The 12,010-nt window shown below is 67.5% G+C and carries 17 protein-coding genes; 16 read left to right on the top strand and 1 reads right to left on the bottom strand.

The annotated features are described in order from the left end of the window. Positions 1 to 374 precede the first annotated feature (374 nt). From Q5Z11_RS08115 to Q5Z11_RS08105, 3 genes are read left to right on the top strand one after another with little or no spacing between them, the layout of a single operon-like run. Complete coding sequence (locus tag Q5Z11_RS08115; RefSeq protein ID WP_303749527.1) at positions 375 to 1,022, top strand: hypothetical protein; 648 nt, start codon at positions 375 to 377, stop codon at positions 1,020 to 1,022. After that, on the top strand, positions 1,019 to 3,082 hold the full coding sequence (locus Q5Z11_RS08110; protein ID WP_303749526.1) for a phage terminase large subunit family protein: 2,064 nt from the start codon (positions 1,019 to 1,021) through the stop codon (positions 3,080 to 3,082). The genes Q5Z11_RS08115 and Q5Z11_RS08110 overlap by 4 nt, the downstream gene beginning before the upstream one ends. Beyond that, the gene (locus Q5Z11_RS08105) at positions 3,079 to 3,372 is read left to right on the top strand and encodes a hypothetical protein (RefSeq protein ID WP_303749525.1); all 294 of its coding nucleotides are present in this window, start codon (positions 3,079 to 3,081) and stop codon (positions 3,370 to 3,372) included. The genes Q5Z11_RS08110 and Q5Z11_RS08105 overlap by 4 nt, the downstream gene beginning before the upstream one ends. A gap of 4 nt (positions 3,373 to 3,376) precedes the next feature. On the opposite strand, the gene Q5Z11_RS08100 is transcribed toward Q5Z11_RS08105, so the two are convergent. Next, positions 3,377 to 3,721 (bottom strand): hypothetical protein, encoded by a 345-nt coding sequence (locus Q5Z11_RS08100; RefSeq protein WP_303749524.1) that lies wholly within the window; start codon positions 3,719 to 3,721, stop codon positions 3,377 to 3,379. A gap of 170 nt (positions 3,722 to 3,891) precedes the next feature. Between Q5Z11_RS08100 and Q5Z11_RS08095 the strand changes: the two genes are divergently transcribed. The 13 genes from Q5Z11_RS08095 to Q5Z11_RS08035 all read left to right on the top strand — a co-directional run bounded on the left by Q5Z11_RS08095 (position 3,892) and on the right by Q5Z11_RS08035 (position 11,961). After that, positions 3,892 to 4,107: a primosomal replication protein PriB/PriC domain protein gene (locus tag Q5Z11_RS08095; protein ID WP_303749523.1), complete on the top strand. Its 216-nt coding sequence runs from the start codon at positions 3,892 to 3,894 to the stop codon at positions 4,105 to 4,107. Beyond that, positions 4,107 to 5,654 (top strand): phage portal protein, encoded by a 1,548-nt coding sequence (locus tag Q5Z11_RS08090; RefSeq protein WP_303749522.1) that lies wholly within the window; start codon positions 4,107 to 4,109, stop codon positions 5,652 to 5,654. The genes Q5Z11_RS08095 and Q5Z11_RS08090 overlap by 1 nt, the downstream gene beginning before the upstream one ends. Then, complete coding sequence (locus tag Q5Z11_RS08085; RefSeq protein ID WP_303749521.1) at positions 5,654 to 7,804, top strand: ClpP-like prohead protease/major capsid protein fusion protein; 2,151 nt, start codon at positions 5,654 to 5,656, stop codon at positions 7,802 to 7,804. The genes Q5Z11_RS08090 and Q5Z11_RS08085 overlap by 1 nt, the downstream gene beginning before the upstream one ends. Positions 7,805 to 7,888: 84 nt before the next feature. Beyond that, the gene (locus Q5Z11_RS08080; RefSeq protein WP_303749520.1) at positions 7,889 to 8,245 is read left to right on the top strand and encodes a DUF2190 family protein; all 357 of its coding nucleotides are present in this window, start codon (positions 7,889 to 7,891) and stop codon (positions 8,243 to 8,245) included. A gap of 113 nt (positions 8,246 to 8,358) precedes the next feature. Then, on the top strand, positions 8,359 to 8,787 hold the full coding sequence (locus tag Q5Z11_RS08075) for a structural protein P5 (RefSeq protein WP_303749519.1): 429 nt from the start codon (positions 8,359 to 8,361) through the stop codon (positions 8,785 to 8,787). Beyond that, positions 8,784 to 9,233, top strand: coding sequence for a hypothetical protein (locus tag Q5Z11_RS08070; protein WP_303749518.1), 450 nt, complete (start codon positions 8,784 to 8,786; stop codon positions 9,231 to 9,233). Before Q5Z11_RS08075 ends, Q5Z11_RS08070 begins: the two co-directional genes overlap by 4 nt. Then, entirely contained in the window at positions 9,230 to 9,514 is a 285-nt protein-coding gene (locus Q5Z11_RS08065; protein WP_303749517.1) for a hypothetical protein, read from the top strand. Before Q5Z11_RS08070 ends, Q5Z11_RS08065 begins: the two co-directional genes overlap by 4 nt. Further along, positions 9,511 to 10,095: a hypothetical protein gene (locus Q5Z11_RS08060; RefSeq protein WP_303749516.1), complete on the top strand. Its 585-nt coding sequence runs from the start codon at positions 9,511 to 9,513 to the stop codon at positions 10,093 to 10,095. Before Q5Z11_RS08065 ends, Q5Z11_RS08060 begins: the two co-directional genes overlap by 4 nt. Beyond that, on the top strand, positions 10,071 to 10,373 hold the full coding sequence (locus tag Q5Z11_RS08055) for a hypothetical protein (protein ID WP_303749515.1): 303 nt from the start codon (positions 10,071 to 10,073) through the stop codon (positions 10,371 to 10,373). The genes Q5Z11_RS08060 and Q5Z11_RS08055 overlap by 25 nt, the downstream gene beginning before the upstream one ends. Next, complete coding sequence (locus Q5Z11_RS08050) at positions 10,370 to 10,672, top strand: head-tail joining protein (RefSeq protein WP_303749514.1); 303 nt, start codon at positions 10,370 to 10,372, stop codon at positions 10,670 to 10,672. Before Q5Z11_RS08055 ends, Q5Z11_RS08050 begins: the two co-directional genes overlap by 4 nt. Further along, complete coding sequence (locus tag Q5Z11_RS08045; RefSeq protein WP_303749513.1) at positions 10,665 to 11,090, top strand: hypothetical protein; 426 nt, start codon at positions 10,665 to 10,667, stop codon at positions 11,088 to 11,090. The genes Q5Z11_RS08050 and Q5Z11_RS08045 overlap by 8 nt, the downstream gene beginning before the upstream one ends. After that, entirely contained in the window at positions 11,087 to 11,722 is a 636-nt protein-coding gene (locus tag Q5Z11_RS08040) for a hypothetical protein (RefSeq protein ID WP_303749512.1), read from the top strand. Before Q5Z11_RS08045 ends, Q5Z11_RS08040 begins: the two co-directional genes overlap by 4 nt. After that, a complete protein-coding gene (locus Q5Z11_RS08035) occupies positions 11,719 to 11,961 on the top strand; it encodes a DUF7210 family protein (RefSeq protein WP_303749511.1) in 243 nt (80 codons plus the stop codon). Before Q5Z11_RS08040 ends, Q5Z11_RS08035 begins: the two co-directional genes overlap by 4 nt. The last annotated feature ends 49 nt before the right edge of the window (positions 11,962 to 12,010 follow it).

Below are 12,010 nucleotides of genomic sequence, written 5' to 3'. Positions count from 1 at the left end.
GCGGCTCTGCCCGACCTGCCCGACCTTTCGGGCTCACGCGTGTATGGAGCCGGCAACCTCCCTTCCTCGCATCACATAACCCCTAACAGGTTGGGCAGGTTGGGCAGGTTGGGAGGGATGCCGAGTGTCAGGGAATTCTCTCAGCCCAACCTCAACCCGACCTCGCTGCGGTCGGGATCATTGGTCGGGATGGAGCTCGACCAGGTCGCGGCCGAGGGCCGCCGGGTCCGTGGAACGGCGGCCGTGGAACGCGGGTCCTCCCCAGGGGGGACCATCCTGCGGGCAGCAAGCGCGCGAAATCAGCCCAGTTTCTGCGGAATCTTTTTGGTTAATTTCAATGGGTTACGTGTGCAAGAGTGCAAGGAAAGGCTGAAATGACCGTCGGCCCGCAGAATTCAGGCAAGGATGAGACGGCCTCGGTCGCTGGCCAGCAGGCGCTTGCCGCTGAGCCCGGCATCACGCAGGCCACCTTCGCAGCGCGCCGCGGCGTGTCGGAGGCGATGGTCTCGCGCTGGAAGGCCAAGGGCATGCTCGTGCTGGACAGCGAGGGCCGGGTACTGGAAGCAGCGTCGAACGCCCGCTTGCGCGCCACGCTCGATCCTGGGCGCGGCGGGGACCGCACGGGCCGCCAGCGGCCGCCTGTGCCCGCTGGCGCGACCAGCGCCCGCCCAGCCGCCCAGGGCGCGCCCGAGGGCGGCTACGACCCCGACCCGGACCGCCTCAACTACCAGCGCGAGGCGGCCCGCGACAAGCGCGCCAGCGCCATGCAGCGTGAGCTCGAGCTGGCCCGCGACGCCGGCCAGCTGCTGCACGCCGACGAGGTGACAAACCGCATCGCGCACCATGTCCGATCCGCGATCGATGTGCTGGCCGCGCGGCGGCGGAGCCTGGCGCCGAAGCTGGCCCTCGAAACCGATCCGCGGAAGGTCGAGCAGCTGCTCGAGCAGGCGGACCGCGAGTTCTGCCAGGCGCTCGTCGGGTTGGCCACGACGCCCGACGGCGACACCGCGGAGGCCGCATGACGTTCGATGCCGCCGGCTTCGAGCGCCTGTTGGGCGACGCCGTCTGCGCGGTCGACCAGGCCTGGGCCCGCGCGTGGATGCCGCGGATTCCGATGACGATCAGCGAGTGGGCGGAGGCCCACCGCATGCTGCCCGAGGCGAGTTCGGCCGAGCCAGGCAAGTGGCGAAACGCGCGCAACCCGCACCTGGTCGAAATTATGGACGTGCTCTCGCCAGGCCGTCCGGCCGAGAAGGTCGTGTTCAAGAAGCCGACGCAGGTCGGAGGCACCGAGGTCCTGATCAACGCGCTCGGGCACAACATGTGCCACGACCCCGGCCCGATCATGCTGCTGGTGCCCGGCATCGACTTGGCCGAGCGTCACAGCAAGCAGCGCATCGCGCCATCGATCGAAGCGAGCCCGGAGTGGAGCCGGGTCGTGCCGCCGGCGCGCAGTCGCGACAGCGGCAACACTGTTCGCGCAAAGGAGTTTCCCGGCGGCATCCTGGTGATCGCCACGGCGAACAGTTCGGTCGCCGTCCGCTCGATGCCGGTCCGGTATTTGTACTGCGACGAGGTCGACGAGTTCCTCCGCAACCTCAACGGCCAGGGAAGCGCGCTGGAGGCGGCGATCCGCCGAACCGGCACGTACCAAGGCCGCCGCAAGATCTACCTATGCAGTTCGCCCACCATCAAGGGCGACAGCATCATCGACGACGAGTACGAAGCCAGCGACCAGCGCGAGCGGCACGTGCCGTGCCCGCACTGCGAACGCCTGCAGGTCCTGCGGATGGACAATCTGCTGGACGACGGCACGTACGTGTGCGAGCACTGCGGCAAGGCCATCGAGGAAACGCACAAGGACTGGATGTTCGAGCGCGGCGTGTGGATCGCCCGCTTTCCCGACCGCGCCGTACCTGGGTTCCACCTCAACGCGTTGTACGCGCCATACCGCCTTGGCGAGTCGTGGCTCTACATCGCCGGCGAACGCGCGAAGGCCAAAGCGGATCCGTCGAAGCAGGTCACTTTCACCAACACCTACGAAGGGCTGGCGTTCGAAGGGGAGCGGCAGCAGGCGGACCCGGAAGTTATCGCCGCCCGCGCGGAGGCCGGCCGCTACCGCGGCCGCGTTCCACGTGGCGCGCTGGTGCTGACGATCGGCGTGGACTGCCAGCACGATCGCTTCGAGGCGCAGGTGATCGGCTGGGGTCGCGGCCAGCGCGGGTCGATCGTCGACTACGACGTGATACCAGGCGACCCCTCGACGCCGGAAGGCTACGCCGAGCTCGATGCGTGGTTGATGCGCAGCTACCGGAACTGCGGCGGCGCGATGATGATCGGCGAGGCGGTGGCGATCGACGGCGGCAACTGGACCGAGATGGTCGCGCAGTACGTCAAGTCGAAAGTCCTGCGTTCCGGCCAGTCGCGCCTCGTCCAGGTCGCGGGCGGCTTCAGACCGCAGAAGTTGTACGTCGTGCGCGGTCGCTCGGCCAAGTCGGAGCGCGTGGTCTACAAGCCGGCAAAGACAGAGGTCAACGACCGGGACCGCACCATCGCTCGAAGCGTTGGCGTGTGGGGCGTCGGCACGGACGTGGCCAAGCACATCCTGTTCGGTCGTATGACTGCGGACGCCAACCCGGAGACGGACGTGGAGCGGCGCATGATCCGCTTCCCCGGCGGCCTCGGCGAGCCCTTCGACCCATTGAAGCCCGATCCTGGACAGCTGCCTCCCGAGTACTACAAGGGCCTAACCGTCGAGTACTACGACCTCAACGCGAAGCGGTGGATCACTCCGAAGGGGGCGCGCAATGAGTCGTTCGACACGATGGTCTACGCCTACTGGGCCGCGCTGAGCCCGGCGGTGCGCCTCGACATGATCCGCGACCATGAGTGGACGGCGCTGGAGGACCGGCTCGAACCCGTCGTCGACTTGTTCAGCCCTGCGCCAGAGGATTCGGATTCCCGTGAAACACTGCCGGTACAGTCGCCGCCCCCGGCCGCTGCCGCGGATTCCCGTGAAACATGGCCGCGCCCGGCACGTCGATCAGCCGGAATCACCACACGCGAGGGCTGGGGCCTATGACGGCAATGCGCAAGCGCGATGCGGAACTACGCGCACAGATCACCGAGGCATTGATCCGCGATGTAGGCGTCAGCGAACGGATGGCCCAGCCTTTCGTCGACTCGGTGATGGGCTGCTTCGCTGGCCAGCGGCCATACTTCCCGGTGGCGCGTGGTGACGACCAAGCCGAGCAGATCCGCGCCGCCCTCGAGCGCGGCGATCCGGTGAAGCGCGTGATGAGCGACTACAGCGTTTCGCGTCGGCAGCTGTACCGACTATTCCCTGGCGGACTCCCGAGGCCGAAGACCTGAGCGATCAGGCTGCTGGTTCCGGCACGGCCGGGGCCACATGGCACTGCCGCCAAGCCTCGTCGAACAGCGGCTGCAATGACGCCGCCGCCTCGCCCCGCGTGAGCGCGAAGTCGTCCCTCACGATGAAGTCCTGGTATCCGACGTAGCCGCCGAAGCCGTTCTTCATGTTCACCTGGCCGCAGGCGATGCCCGTGTCCGGGTTGAACCGGACGCCGCGGAAGCGAGCCGCCTCTGGATCCTTGAGCTTCTGAGCGATCAGCGTCTGGGCGCGCTCGATAGCGGCAGGCGCCGCTTCGTCAGCCGCTGTAGCTGCAACAGCGATGATGAGGGCGGTGGCGAGGATGAGCATGCGAAGTCCCTGGGCTGGGCCATTCAAAGCTAGACGATACGGCTGCGTGCCGTGTTTTGGCAAAGAACGCACAAAATTGTTCGCAAGCCTGCGCGCCTGCGGGGCTTTCGTAGCGTGATCGTTCCGCGTTTTGCGTAGTTCTGGCACGGCGGGGACGGGAACCTGTTCCCATGCCGACGATCAACGAAGAACGCCTCGAACTCTACCGGGCCGCGGAGGTGAAGATCCTCAAGGGCCAAGCGGTGCGCTTCGGCGACCGCGAGCTCCGGTATGCGGACCTGAAGGAGATCCGCGCTGAGATCGAGCGACTGCAGCGCGCCGTGGCCAGCGAGCAACGCGGCGGCCGGTCCGGCTTCGCGACCGCCGACTTCGGTGGGGTGACCTGATGGGCAGCGCGGCCACCGCACGCCAGCGGCTGCTGGAGACCCTGCCGGTCGATCGGTCGGCGCGTTCCATCGCGCAGCTCACGGACGCGAAGGTCAGCGCCCGCGCGCACGAGGTAACCCGCCCCAGCCGTTCGCGCAAACTGGCTCGCGATTGGGGCAGCGGCAACGCCATCGTCGGCATGGATGCCAAGCAGTTGCGCGACCAGGCCCGTCACCTCGAGCGGGACCTCGACCTAGCGCGCAACGCGATCAACATCCTGGTGCAGAACACCGTCGGGTCAGGAATCGACGTGCTCTCGGCGCCCCGCAAACCCGGCGGGGAGATCGACCGCGTGCTCGCCCAGGAAATGGACGACCTCTGGGATGACTGGTGGGACAAGCCGGAAGTCACCGGGATGCACGATTTCGGGCGATGCCAACAGCTGCTCGCGCGCAGCTGGTTCCGCGACGGCGAATCCTACTACCAGGACCTGATCGGCCCGGTCGTGGCGCTCACCTACGATACCCAGGTGCGCTACGCCATCGAGATGCTGGAAGCAGACCTGATTCCGCTCGACATGACGGACCCCGGCAGGAAGATCCTGCAGGGCTGCGAGCGCAATGACTGGGGCCGCATCCTCGCCTGGCACGTCTACAAGACGCATCCGGGCGACGTTCTCGGCTTCAACCTGGAGACGAAGCGGGTCAGCGCGGATCGCATGCACCAGATCGCGCTCATCGACCGCTTGCACCAGGTCCGCGGGCTCTCCGTGCTCGCCTCGTCCATGTCCCGCTTCGAGGACGTCAAGGACTACGAGGAATCCGAGCGCATCGCCGCGAAGGTCGCCGCTTCGATGTGCGCCTTCATCAAGAAGGGCGAGAACGGCGGCGCCACCACGCCGGTGAGCGGCGCGCTCATCGTGGAATCCGATGGGAACCAGGTGCGCGAACTGCGCATGACGCCGGGCGCGATCTTCGACGAACTGCTGCCCGGTGAGGACGTCGGCACGATCGCAAGCAACCGACCGAACCCGAACGCCGCGACCTGGCGCAAGGAACAGCTGCGCGCCGCCGCCGGCGGCGTCGGCGTGAGCTACAGCAGCCTGTCGCTGGATTACAACGGCACATACAGCGCGCAGCGACAGGAACTGGTCGAGAAGTGGGGCGCGTACCTGATGCTCGCCGAGAGCTTCATCGCGCAGGGCGTGCGGCCGATCCGCAAGCGCTTCGTCGAGGCCTGCGTCCTCGACGGCCTGATCAAGCTTCCCCGCACCTGGGAGATGCGCCACCTGATGGCGTCGACCTACGTGCGCCCGATGATGCCGTGGATCGATCCGCTCAAGGAAGCGATGGCGCGCGGCGAGTATGAGGACCGCGGCTGGACCTCGCCGCAGCAGAACGCGCTCGCCCTGGGCAACAACCCCAACGAAGTGCTGCAGCAGTCCGCCGACTGGAATAAGCAGCGCGAGGCGCTGCAGCTGGGCGACGCTGCACAGACCAACGACCCGAACGCCCGCGCCGCCCTGCGCGGTGAAGTCGTTCGATCCATGCTCACGGAGAAGAACTGATGAAGCATACGCACCTGTCTGCTGCCCTCGCCATCGCGATCGCCGCATCTTCCGCCGCCGGCCCCGTGGCCACCATTCCGGGCCGTCTCGAGATTCTCGCTAAGGGCGACGACACCGCCGAGCTGCTGATCTACGGTGACATCGGCGACGGCTGGTGGGGCGAATCGGTGGCCGCTGCCGACGTCGTGAAGCAACTCAACGACATCACCGCCAGCACGATCGAGGTCCGCATCAACAGCTACGGTGGCAGCGTGACCGACGGCCTGGCGATCTACAACGCGTTGAAACGTCACAAGGCCACGATCAACGTGACGATCGACGGCATCGCCGCCTCGATCGCGAGCGTCATCGCCTGCGCCGGCGACACCGTGCAGATGGCAGCGAACACCATCCTGATGGTGCACGCGCCGTGGGGCGGGGCCTGGGGCAACGTACGCGACCTCGAGGCGTACATCGACGTGCTCAAGGTCATGGAAGGGTCGATCGCGACCAGCTATGCGGCGAAGACCGGGAAGACGGTCGACGCAATGCTCTTGCTGCTGCGCGACTACCAGGATCACTACTACACCGCGGCCGAAGCGAAGGATCTCGGTTTCTGCGACGTCATCACCGAGGACGCCGCCACCGAAGACGCCGCGGAGAACGCCAAGGCGCAGGTCGCCGCGCAGGCCGCCTTCGCCCCTTACCTCGAGCGCATGCCCGAGCGGATCGCTGCGGCGTTCCGCACACCCATCACGCGCAGCGGGCCCGTCGCAGCTGCGCCGAAATCGTCGGCTTCGGCCGACGCCCCACCGCCGGCGGTCGCCGGCAACACCACCGGAGACGTCGCAATGACCGAAGAAGAGAAGAAGGCGGCCGCCAAAGCCCGAGACGAAGCTCTCGCCGCGCTGCGCACCCGCAACACCGAGATCCTGGACATGGCCAAGCCCCACATGGGCAACGCCGACGTCAAGGCCTACGTCGAGAAGGTGGTCGCCGAGGCGGATCCCGCCGTGACGGCGGCCAACGTCGGCAAGCACATCCTGGCGCTGATGGCCAACGGCGCCGGCCCGCTGAACGGCAACGCCGGCGTCGTCGCCGGCAAGGACCAGCGCGACTTGACCCGCAAGGCGATGGCGAACGCCATCGAGGCTCGCGTGGGCTTCGCCAAGGCCGAGGGCGACAATCCGTACCGCGGATTCACGATGGTCGACCTGGCCCGCGAGTCGCTGGCGCAGGCGGGCGTGAGCACCCGTGGCCTCGACCGCAAGGAGATCGTGGGCCTGGCGTTCACCCACTCCACCTCCGATTTCCCTGGCCTGCTGGGCGACACGGCGCGCAAGGCGGTGTTGAAGGGGTACGAGGAAGCCGAGGAAACCTTCGACCAGTTCACCCGCCCGGTATCGGTGCCCGACTTCAAGCCGACGAACCTCGCCGGCCTGGGCGCCTTCAGCGATCTGCTCGTGGTTCCGGAAGGCGGCGAGTACAAGTACGGCACCTTCAGCGAGCAGTCGCAGGCGATGCAGATCGTCACCTACGGCCGCCTCTTCTCGATCACGCGTCAGGCGATCATCAACGACGACCTGGGCGTGTTCAACGACGTGCCGCGCAAGCTCGGCCAGGCCGCCAAGCGCACCATCGCGAAGGCGATCTTCAACCTGATCAACAGCAACCCGACCCTGGCCGATGGCTTCGCGCTGTTCAGCGCCGAGCACGGGAACCTGCTGACGGGCGCGGCGATCAGCACCACCAGCGTGGACGCGATGCGCCAGGCGATGGCCCTGCAGAAGGACAAGGACGGCAACATCATCCGCGTCCCGCTGAAGACGCTGCTCACGCCGATTGCGCTCGGTGGCCTGGCGCGCACGGTCCGCGAGAGCCAGTACGAGGTGAGCGGCAGCAAGAACCTCACCACGCCGAACATCGTGCGCAACACCTTCGAGGTGGTCGACGACGGCCGTCTGGACGCCGCCAGCGCCACCGCCTGGTACGGCGTGGCCAGCAACTCCGTCGTCGACAGCATTGTGGTCGGCTACCTGGACGGCAACCAGACGCCGTACCTGGAGCAGCACGAGGGCTTCACCGTCGACGGCGTCGCCTGGAAGGTCCGCCTCGACGCTGCTCCGGCGATCGCCGACTACCGCGGCATCTACAAGAACCCCGGCGCGTAACGGCCTGGGCGCCGGCCATGCCGGCGCCCACCTCCGGCGCACGTTCGCACTTCTCACCTCCCTTCGCATTCTCGGAGAAGCAACATGAAAAACGCACACCAGGACGGCCGCGTCCTCGACGTCACCCTGGAGGCGGCCGTCGAAAGCGGCGGCGTCGTGACCAAGGGCCGCATGCTCGGCATCGCCGTCAGCAAGGGCGCGATCGGCGACACGATCGCGGTCCACGTCGAGGGCGTGTTCCGTCTCCCGAAGCTCAACACCGCGGTCATCGCCGTGGGCGACCCGGTCACCTGGGACGTCAATCCCGGTCGCGTGATCGTCGCATCCGCCGCCACCGGCGACGTCGAGAACTTCGGCTACGCAGTCGCCGCGGCCGGCAACGGCGCGGCCGAAGTGCTGGTCCGCCTGTGCCCCGGCGCCGGCGTCCCGAAGGCCGCCTGAGCCCGACGTGACCGTCCACACCGCTCCCTTCCAGGCGCCGGCCGCCGCATGCGTTGCCCCTCGTCAGGGCGCATGCGGCGGCGCGGGCGCCTGCCTGCCCGAGGACCGATGACATGGCAGCGCCCCGCGGTGTCCGCAACAACAACCCCGGCAACATCGACCGCAGCGGTGTCGCCTGGCAAGGCGAGGACCGCAGCGATGCGGCGCGCAGGAAGGAATCGCGCTTCTGCGTCTTCACGTCGCCGGAGTTCGGTTTCCGTGCGCTGGCGAAGGTGCTGCAGACCTACCAGAACAAGCATGGCCTGCGCACGGTCAAGGCCATCATCAATCGCTGGGCGCCGCCCACCGAGAACATCACCAGCGCGTACGTCCGTGAAGTCGCAAAGGCGCTGAACGTTGATCCTGATGCCCGGATCGACGTAACCAAGTTCGCTACGGCCTTCGGTATCGCGAAGGCCATCGCCCGCCATGAGAACGGCGGTCACTACTGGCCCGACGAACTCATTGTCAAGGGTCTCGAGCTCGCAGGGGTGCGCGCATGATGGGGGCGTTGGGGATCAAGCTGACCGCGGCGAGCCTGACGGCTGTGGCCGCGACGCAGACGGCCGTCACGGTCATCGAGCACGTCGAGCGCAACATCGTCGGCATCCCGCAATCCGTGCTTCTGGCTGCCATCGTTGGCGCACTGATCGGCGTCTTCATCATGCCGAACAAGGACGCGGCGGCGGTTTTCGAGAAGCGCGAACCCGGTGCGCGGTGGTTCGCGACCGCGCTGCTGAAGGCGGTGTTCCTCGGCGCCGGCGTGATCGGCTACGCCTTCCTCGATGGATGGACGGTGACCGCGCTGTCGCTGTGGTTCTCCGACCAGGTCGGGCCTGCCGCGCTGCCCTGCGCCGGCATCCTGGGAGTCTTCATTCGGCCGCTGCTGCCGAAGTACATGCAGGGACTCGAGGGGGTGGCGGAACGACTCTTCGGGAGGGTGCAATGAATCCGCTCTACTGGTGCGGCGTCGTGACGACATTCGCCCTGTTCGCTGCGGTGTGCTGGCGCCTGATCATGACGCCGCACCCGGACGCATCGCTCGCCTGCCGGGCGCGCTGGCTGGTGTGGGGGTTCCTGCACATCGCCATCGCCGTCGCGGCAGTGGGCTGGATGCTTGACCACGCAGGTCATCCGGATGTCTCGGAGTGGCACCTGTGCGTCATCCGCGCGGCCACGGCAGCCCTAATGCTGGTGCGTTGGCGCCGTCGCTCGGGAGACGTCGCATGAACTGGCTGCATGCCGCATGGTCCTGGACCCTCGACTTCTGGCCGTGGCTTGCGGGCGGTGGCGCCACGATCGCTGTGATCGCGTTCGCAGCTCTAAACCCGGCGGCTGCCGTCAAGCTCGCCAGCGCCACCGGCGGCTTTGTGATGGATGCGCTGCGCGACCTCGTCCAGTGGCTTCGCAAGCCTGGCAGCAAGCTCAAGGCGGCTTGTGCCGTCCTGGCGATGGTTGCCGCCGTCGCATGTCTGTCCAGCTACCAGGATAACCAACGGTTCCTCATGGTCACCCAGGAGCGAGCCGCCGATGCGCGCAAGTTCGCCGTGCGCGAGGCGGAACTGCAGGCGGTGATCACGACCTACCGACAACAGGAGGTCGACTTCGAGGCGGCTGTGCGCCAGGAGGCAGAGCGCCTCATTGAGGCGCGCGCGCAGTCCGCTGCTGCGACCGCCGAAGTGAAGCGCCGACAGGAAGCCGCGGAGAAATCGGCATCGGCGTTCAAGCGCGAAGCGGCGAACAAGCCGGATACCTGCAAGGCGGCGCTCAAAGCATTGGAGGCGGCATGTCCCACGTTGCGCGACTACTGACGCTGATCGCGGCGGTGCTGCTGCTGACCGCATGCGGTGCGAATCGCCAGGCGCTCAAGGCGGCGCCCGCGAAGGAGGTGATCGAGAAGCCGGTCAAGTATTACGTGCCTATCGACCCTGACCTGCGCAAGCGGTGCAAGTGGCGCGAGACGGCACCGATCGGCGCGATCTTCGAAGTGTCCGGCGAGCGCAAGGCCTGCCTGATCCAGTACGAGATCCAACTGGACGGCATCGACAAGGTGCAGGGGAATCCCGTTCCGGAGGACGCCAAGCCGTGAGCGACGCAGACCTGGCATTCGCGGATCTGCATGCCGACCTGTTCGAGGTATTCGGCCAGGACGGTACCGTGCAGCGCGGCGGCGATGCGCCCGTCCCCGTGCGCGTGGTCATCGACCGCGGCGTGGAGCGCTATGGAACGAACGGCGAAGTCGTGGCGACCGTCACGGTCGTCAGCTTCATGGTTGCGCAGTGGGTTCCGTCCGCCGGCGACGTCGTCGCCGTAGGCGCCTGGAGCAAGAAGGTCGACGTGCTCGACAGCGACGACGGCTATGTGGCCAAGGCGGTGATGTATGGCTGATCCCGCTCGCAGCTACCAGATCCTCACCGTGCTGCAGGCGCGCCTGCAGCAGATCAGCATCGCCAACGGCTATCGCACCGAAGCCGGCGCCGATGTCCGCACCGAGGAAAGCAAGGACGCAGCCACCGCGCCGCGCATCACGCTCTACGCCGGCAGCCGCATCTATCCGGACAGCGCACGATCGAAGGGTGAGCGCGAGTTCACGCTGATCGTCGAGGCCCGCATTCCGGCATCGCTGGAGAACCTGCAGGCGCTTGCGACGGCGATCGATGAGGACCTCGAGCAGGCACTCGATCAGTACCTGCAGCAGCCGTTGGCCCTGCCACTGCAGTTCGAGGAATCGATCATCCTCGACAAGCCCGACGGCCTGGCCGAAATGGTCGTGCAGCAGATGTACACCACGAGGTACCGCCGATGACCGCGGCCTTCGTCACCGCCAGCCGGCGCGGCCGGATCTCGCTCGGCTTCGAGCTGCAGGGCGCGCTGGCCGCCTCGCGCAACCTGGGCCTGCTCGCGGACCGTCTGCCGTGGGTCCAGCGCCGCGCGATCCAGACCCTGCGCCGGCGCCTTCCAGTGCAGGCGCGCCGGGACATCCAGGCCGAGTACAACCTCGGCGCGCAGCGTATCGCCAAGGACCTGTCCACGCGCGCCGACGACACCGGCGTGCGCCTGGTCGGCCACTTCCGCGGCATCGGACTGCGCAACTTCGCCGCACGCGCCACGGCCAAGGGTGTGACCGCGGCGATCCTGCGCGGCCGCCGGTCGCTGCACAAGGGCGCGTTCTTGGCGCCGCTGGCCAACGGCAACGTGCAAGTCGTTTCGCGCTACGGCGAGAAGCGGGTGATGACGCAAGGGCGCTACAAGGGCAAGCGCCGCCAGCCGATCGCCGTGGAATACGGCGCCACCGTCGCTCAGATGCTGGCGAAGGGGCGCCGCCCGGAGCGGCTCGCCGACTTCGCACGCGGCGTGTTGGGCGCCGAGATCGAGCGCCTGTTCGCCTACTACGACCGCCCCGGCGGCTTTCCACCCACCAGCGAGGAATCGCCATGAACAGCAACACCAGCACCACAGGCTCCGCTTCTTCCACGCCGAGCGCGAAGCGCAAGGTCCGGATCTTCCGGCCGCACACGCACGAAGGCAAACGCCTCACGCCCGGTCCGGACGGCATCGAAATCGAGGTCAACGAGCCCGACGCGAAGTTCCTCGAATCGGTCGGCGCCACCAAGCGTCCGGACGTCGCCGAAGTCCCGGTCGGCGCCACGGCCGGCGGCATTCGCCCGCAGGGCTGAACCAACCGCTTCACCACGCTCCATCCACCCATAGCAGCAAGAGGACATC

The sequence above is a fragment of the Stenotrophomonas sp. 610A2 genome, assembly GCF_030549615.1.
GTDB lineage: Bacteria > Pseudomonadota > Gammaproteobacteria > Xanthomonadales > Xanthomonadaceae > Stenotrophomonas > Stenotrophomonas pigmentata.
The sequence above is the reverse complement of the archived record's forward strand: the minus strand, read 5'-3'. Positions and strand labels throughout refer to the sequence as shown.

Excerpts from the sequence above, each read along its gene's own strand:
- Q5Z11_RS08105 (WP_303749525.1), top strand. The coding sequence starts at position 3,079 with ATGACGGCAATGCGCAAGCGCGATGCGGAACTACGCGCACAGATCACC.
- Q5Z11_RS08090 (WP_303749522.1), top strand. The coding sequence starts at position 4,107 with ATGGGCAGCGCGGCCACCGCACGCCAGCGGCTGCTGGAGACCCTGCCG.
- Q5Z11_RS08070 (WP_303749518.1), top strand. The coding sequence starts at position 8,784 with ATGATGGGGGCGTTGGGGATCAAGCTGACCGCGGCGAGCCTGACGGCT.
- Q5Z11_RS08060 (WP_303749516.1), top strand. The coding sequence starts at position 9,511 with ATGAACTGGCTGCATGCCGCATGGTCCTGGACCCTCGACTTCTGGCCG.
- Q5Z11_RS08085 (WP_303749521.1), top strand. The coding sequence starts at position 5,654 with ATGAAGCATACGCACCTGTCTGCTGCCCTCGCCATCGCGATCGCCGCA.
- Q5Z11_RS08040 (WP_303749512.1), top strand. The coding sequence starts at position 11,087 with ATGACCGCGGCCTTCGTCACCGCCAGCCGGCGCGGCCGGATCTCGCTC.
- Q5Z11_RS08035 (WP_303749511.1), top strand. The coding sequence starts at position 11,719 with ATGAACAGCAACACCAGCACCACAGGCTCCGCTTCTTCCACGCCGAGC.
- Q5Z11_RS08045 (WP_303749513.1), top strand. The coding sequence starts at position 10,665 with ATGGCTGATCCCGCTCGCAGCTACCAGATCCTCACCGTGCTGCAGGCG.
- Q5Z11_RS08055 (WP_303749515.1), top strand. The coding sequence starts at position 10,071 with ATGTCCCACGTTGCGCGACTACTGACGCTGATCGCGGCGGTGCTGCTG.
- Q5Z11_RS08065 (WP_303749517.1), top strand. The coding sequence starts at position 9,230 with ATGAATCCGCTCTACTGGTGCGGCGTCGTGACGACATTCGCCCTGTTC.
- Q5Z11_RS08110 (WP_303749526.1), top strand. The coding sequence starts at position 1,019 with ATGACGTTCGATGCCGCCGGCTTCGAGCGCCTGTTGGGCGACGCCGTC.
- Q5Z11_RS08080 (WP_303749520.1), top strand. The coding sequence starts at position 7,889 with ATGAAAAACGCACACCAGGACGGCCGCGTCCTCGACGTCACCCTGGAG.
- Q5Z11_RS08115 (WP_303749527.1), top strand. The coding sequence starts at position 375 with ATGACCGTCGGCCCGCAGAATTCAGGCAAGGATGAGACGGCCTCGGTC.
- Q5Z11_RS08075 (WP_303749519.1), top strand. The coding sequence starts at position 8,359 with ATGGCAGCGCCCCGCGGTGTCCGCAACAACAACCCCGGCAACATCGAC.
- Q5Z11_RS08100 (WP_303749524.1), bottom strand. The coding sequence starts at position 3,721 with ATGCTCATCCTCGCCACCGCCCTCATCATCGCTGTTGCAGCTACAGCG.
- Q5Z11_RS08095 (WP_303749523.1), top strand. The coding sequence starts at position 3,892 with ATGCCGACGATCAACGAAGAACGCCTCGAACTCTACCGGGCCGCGGAG.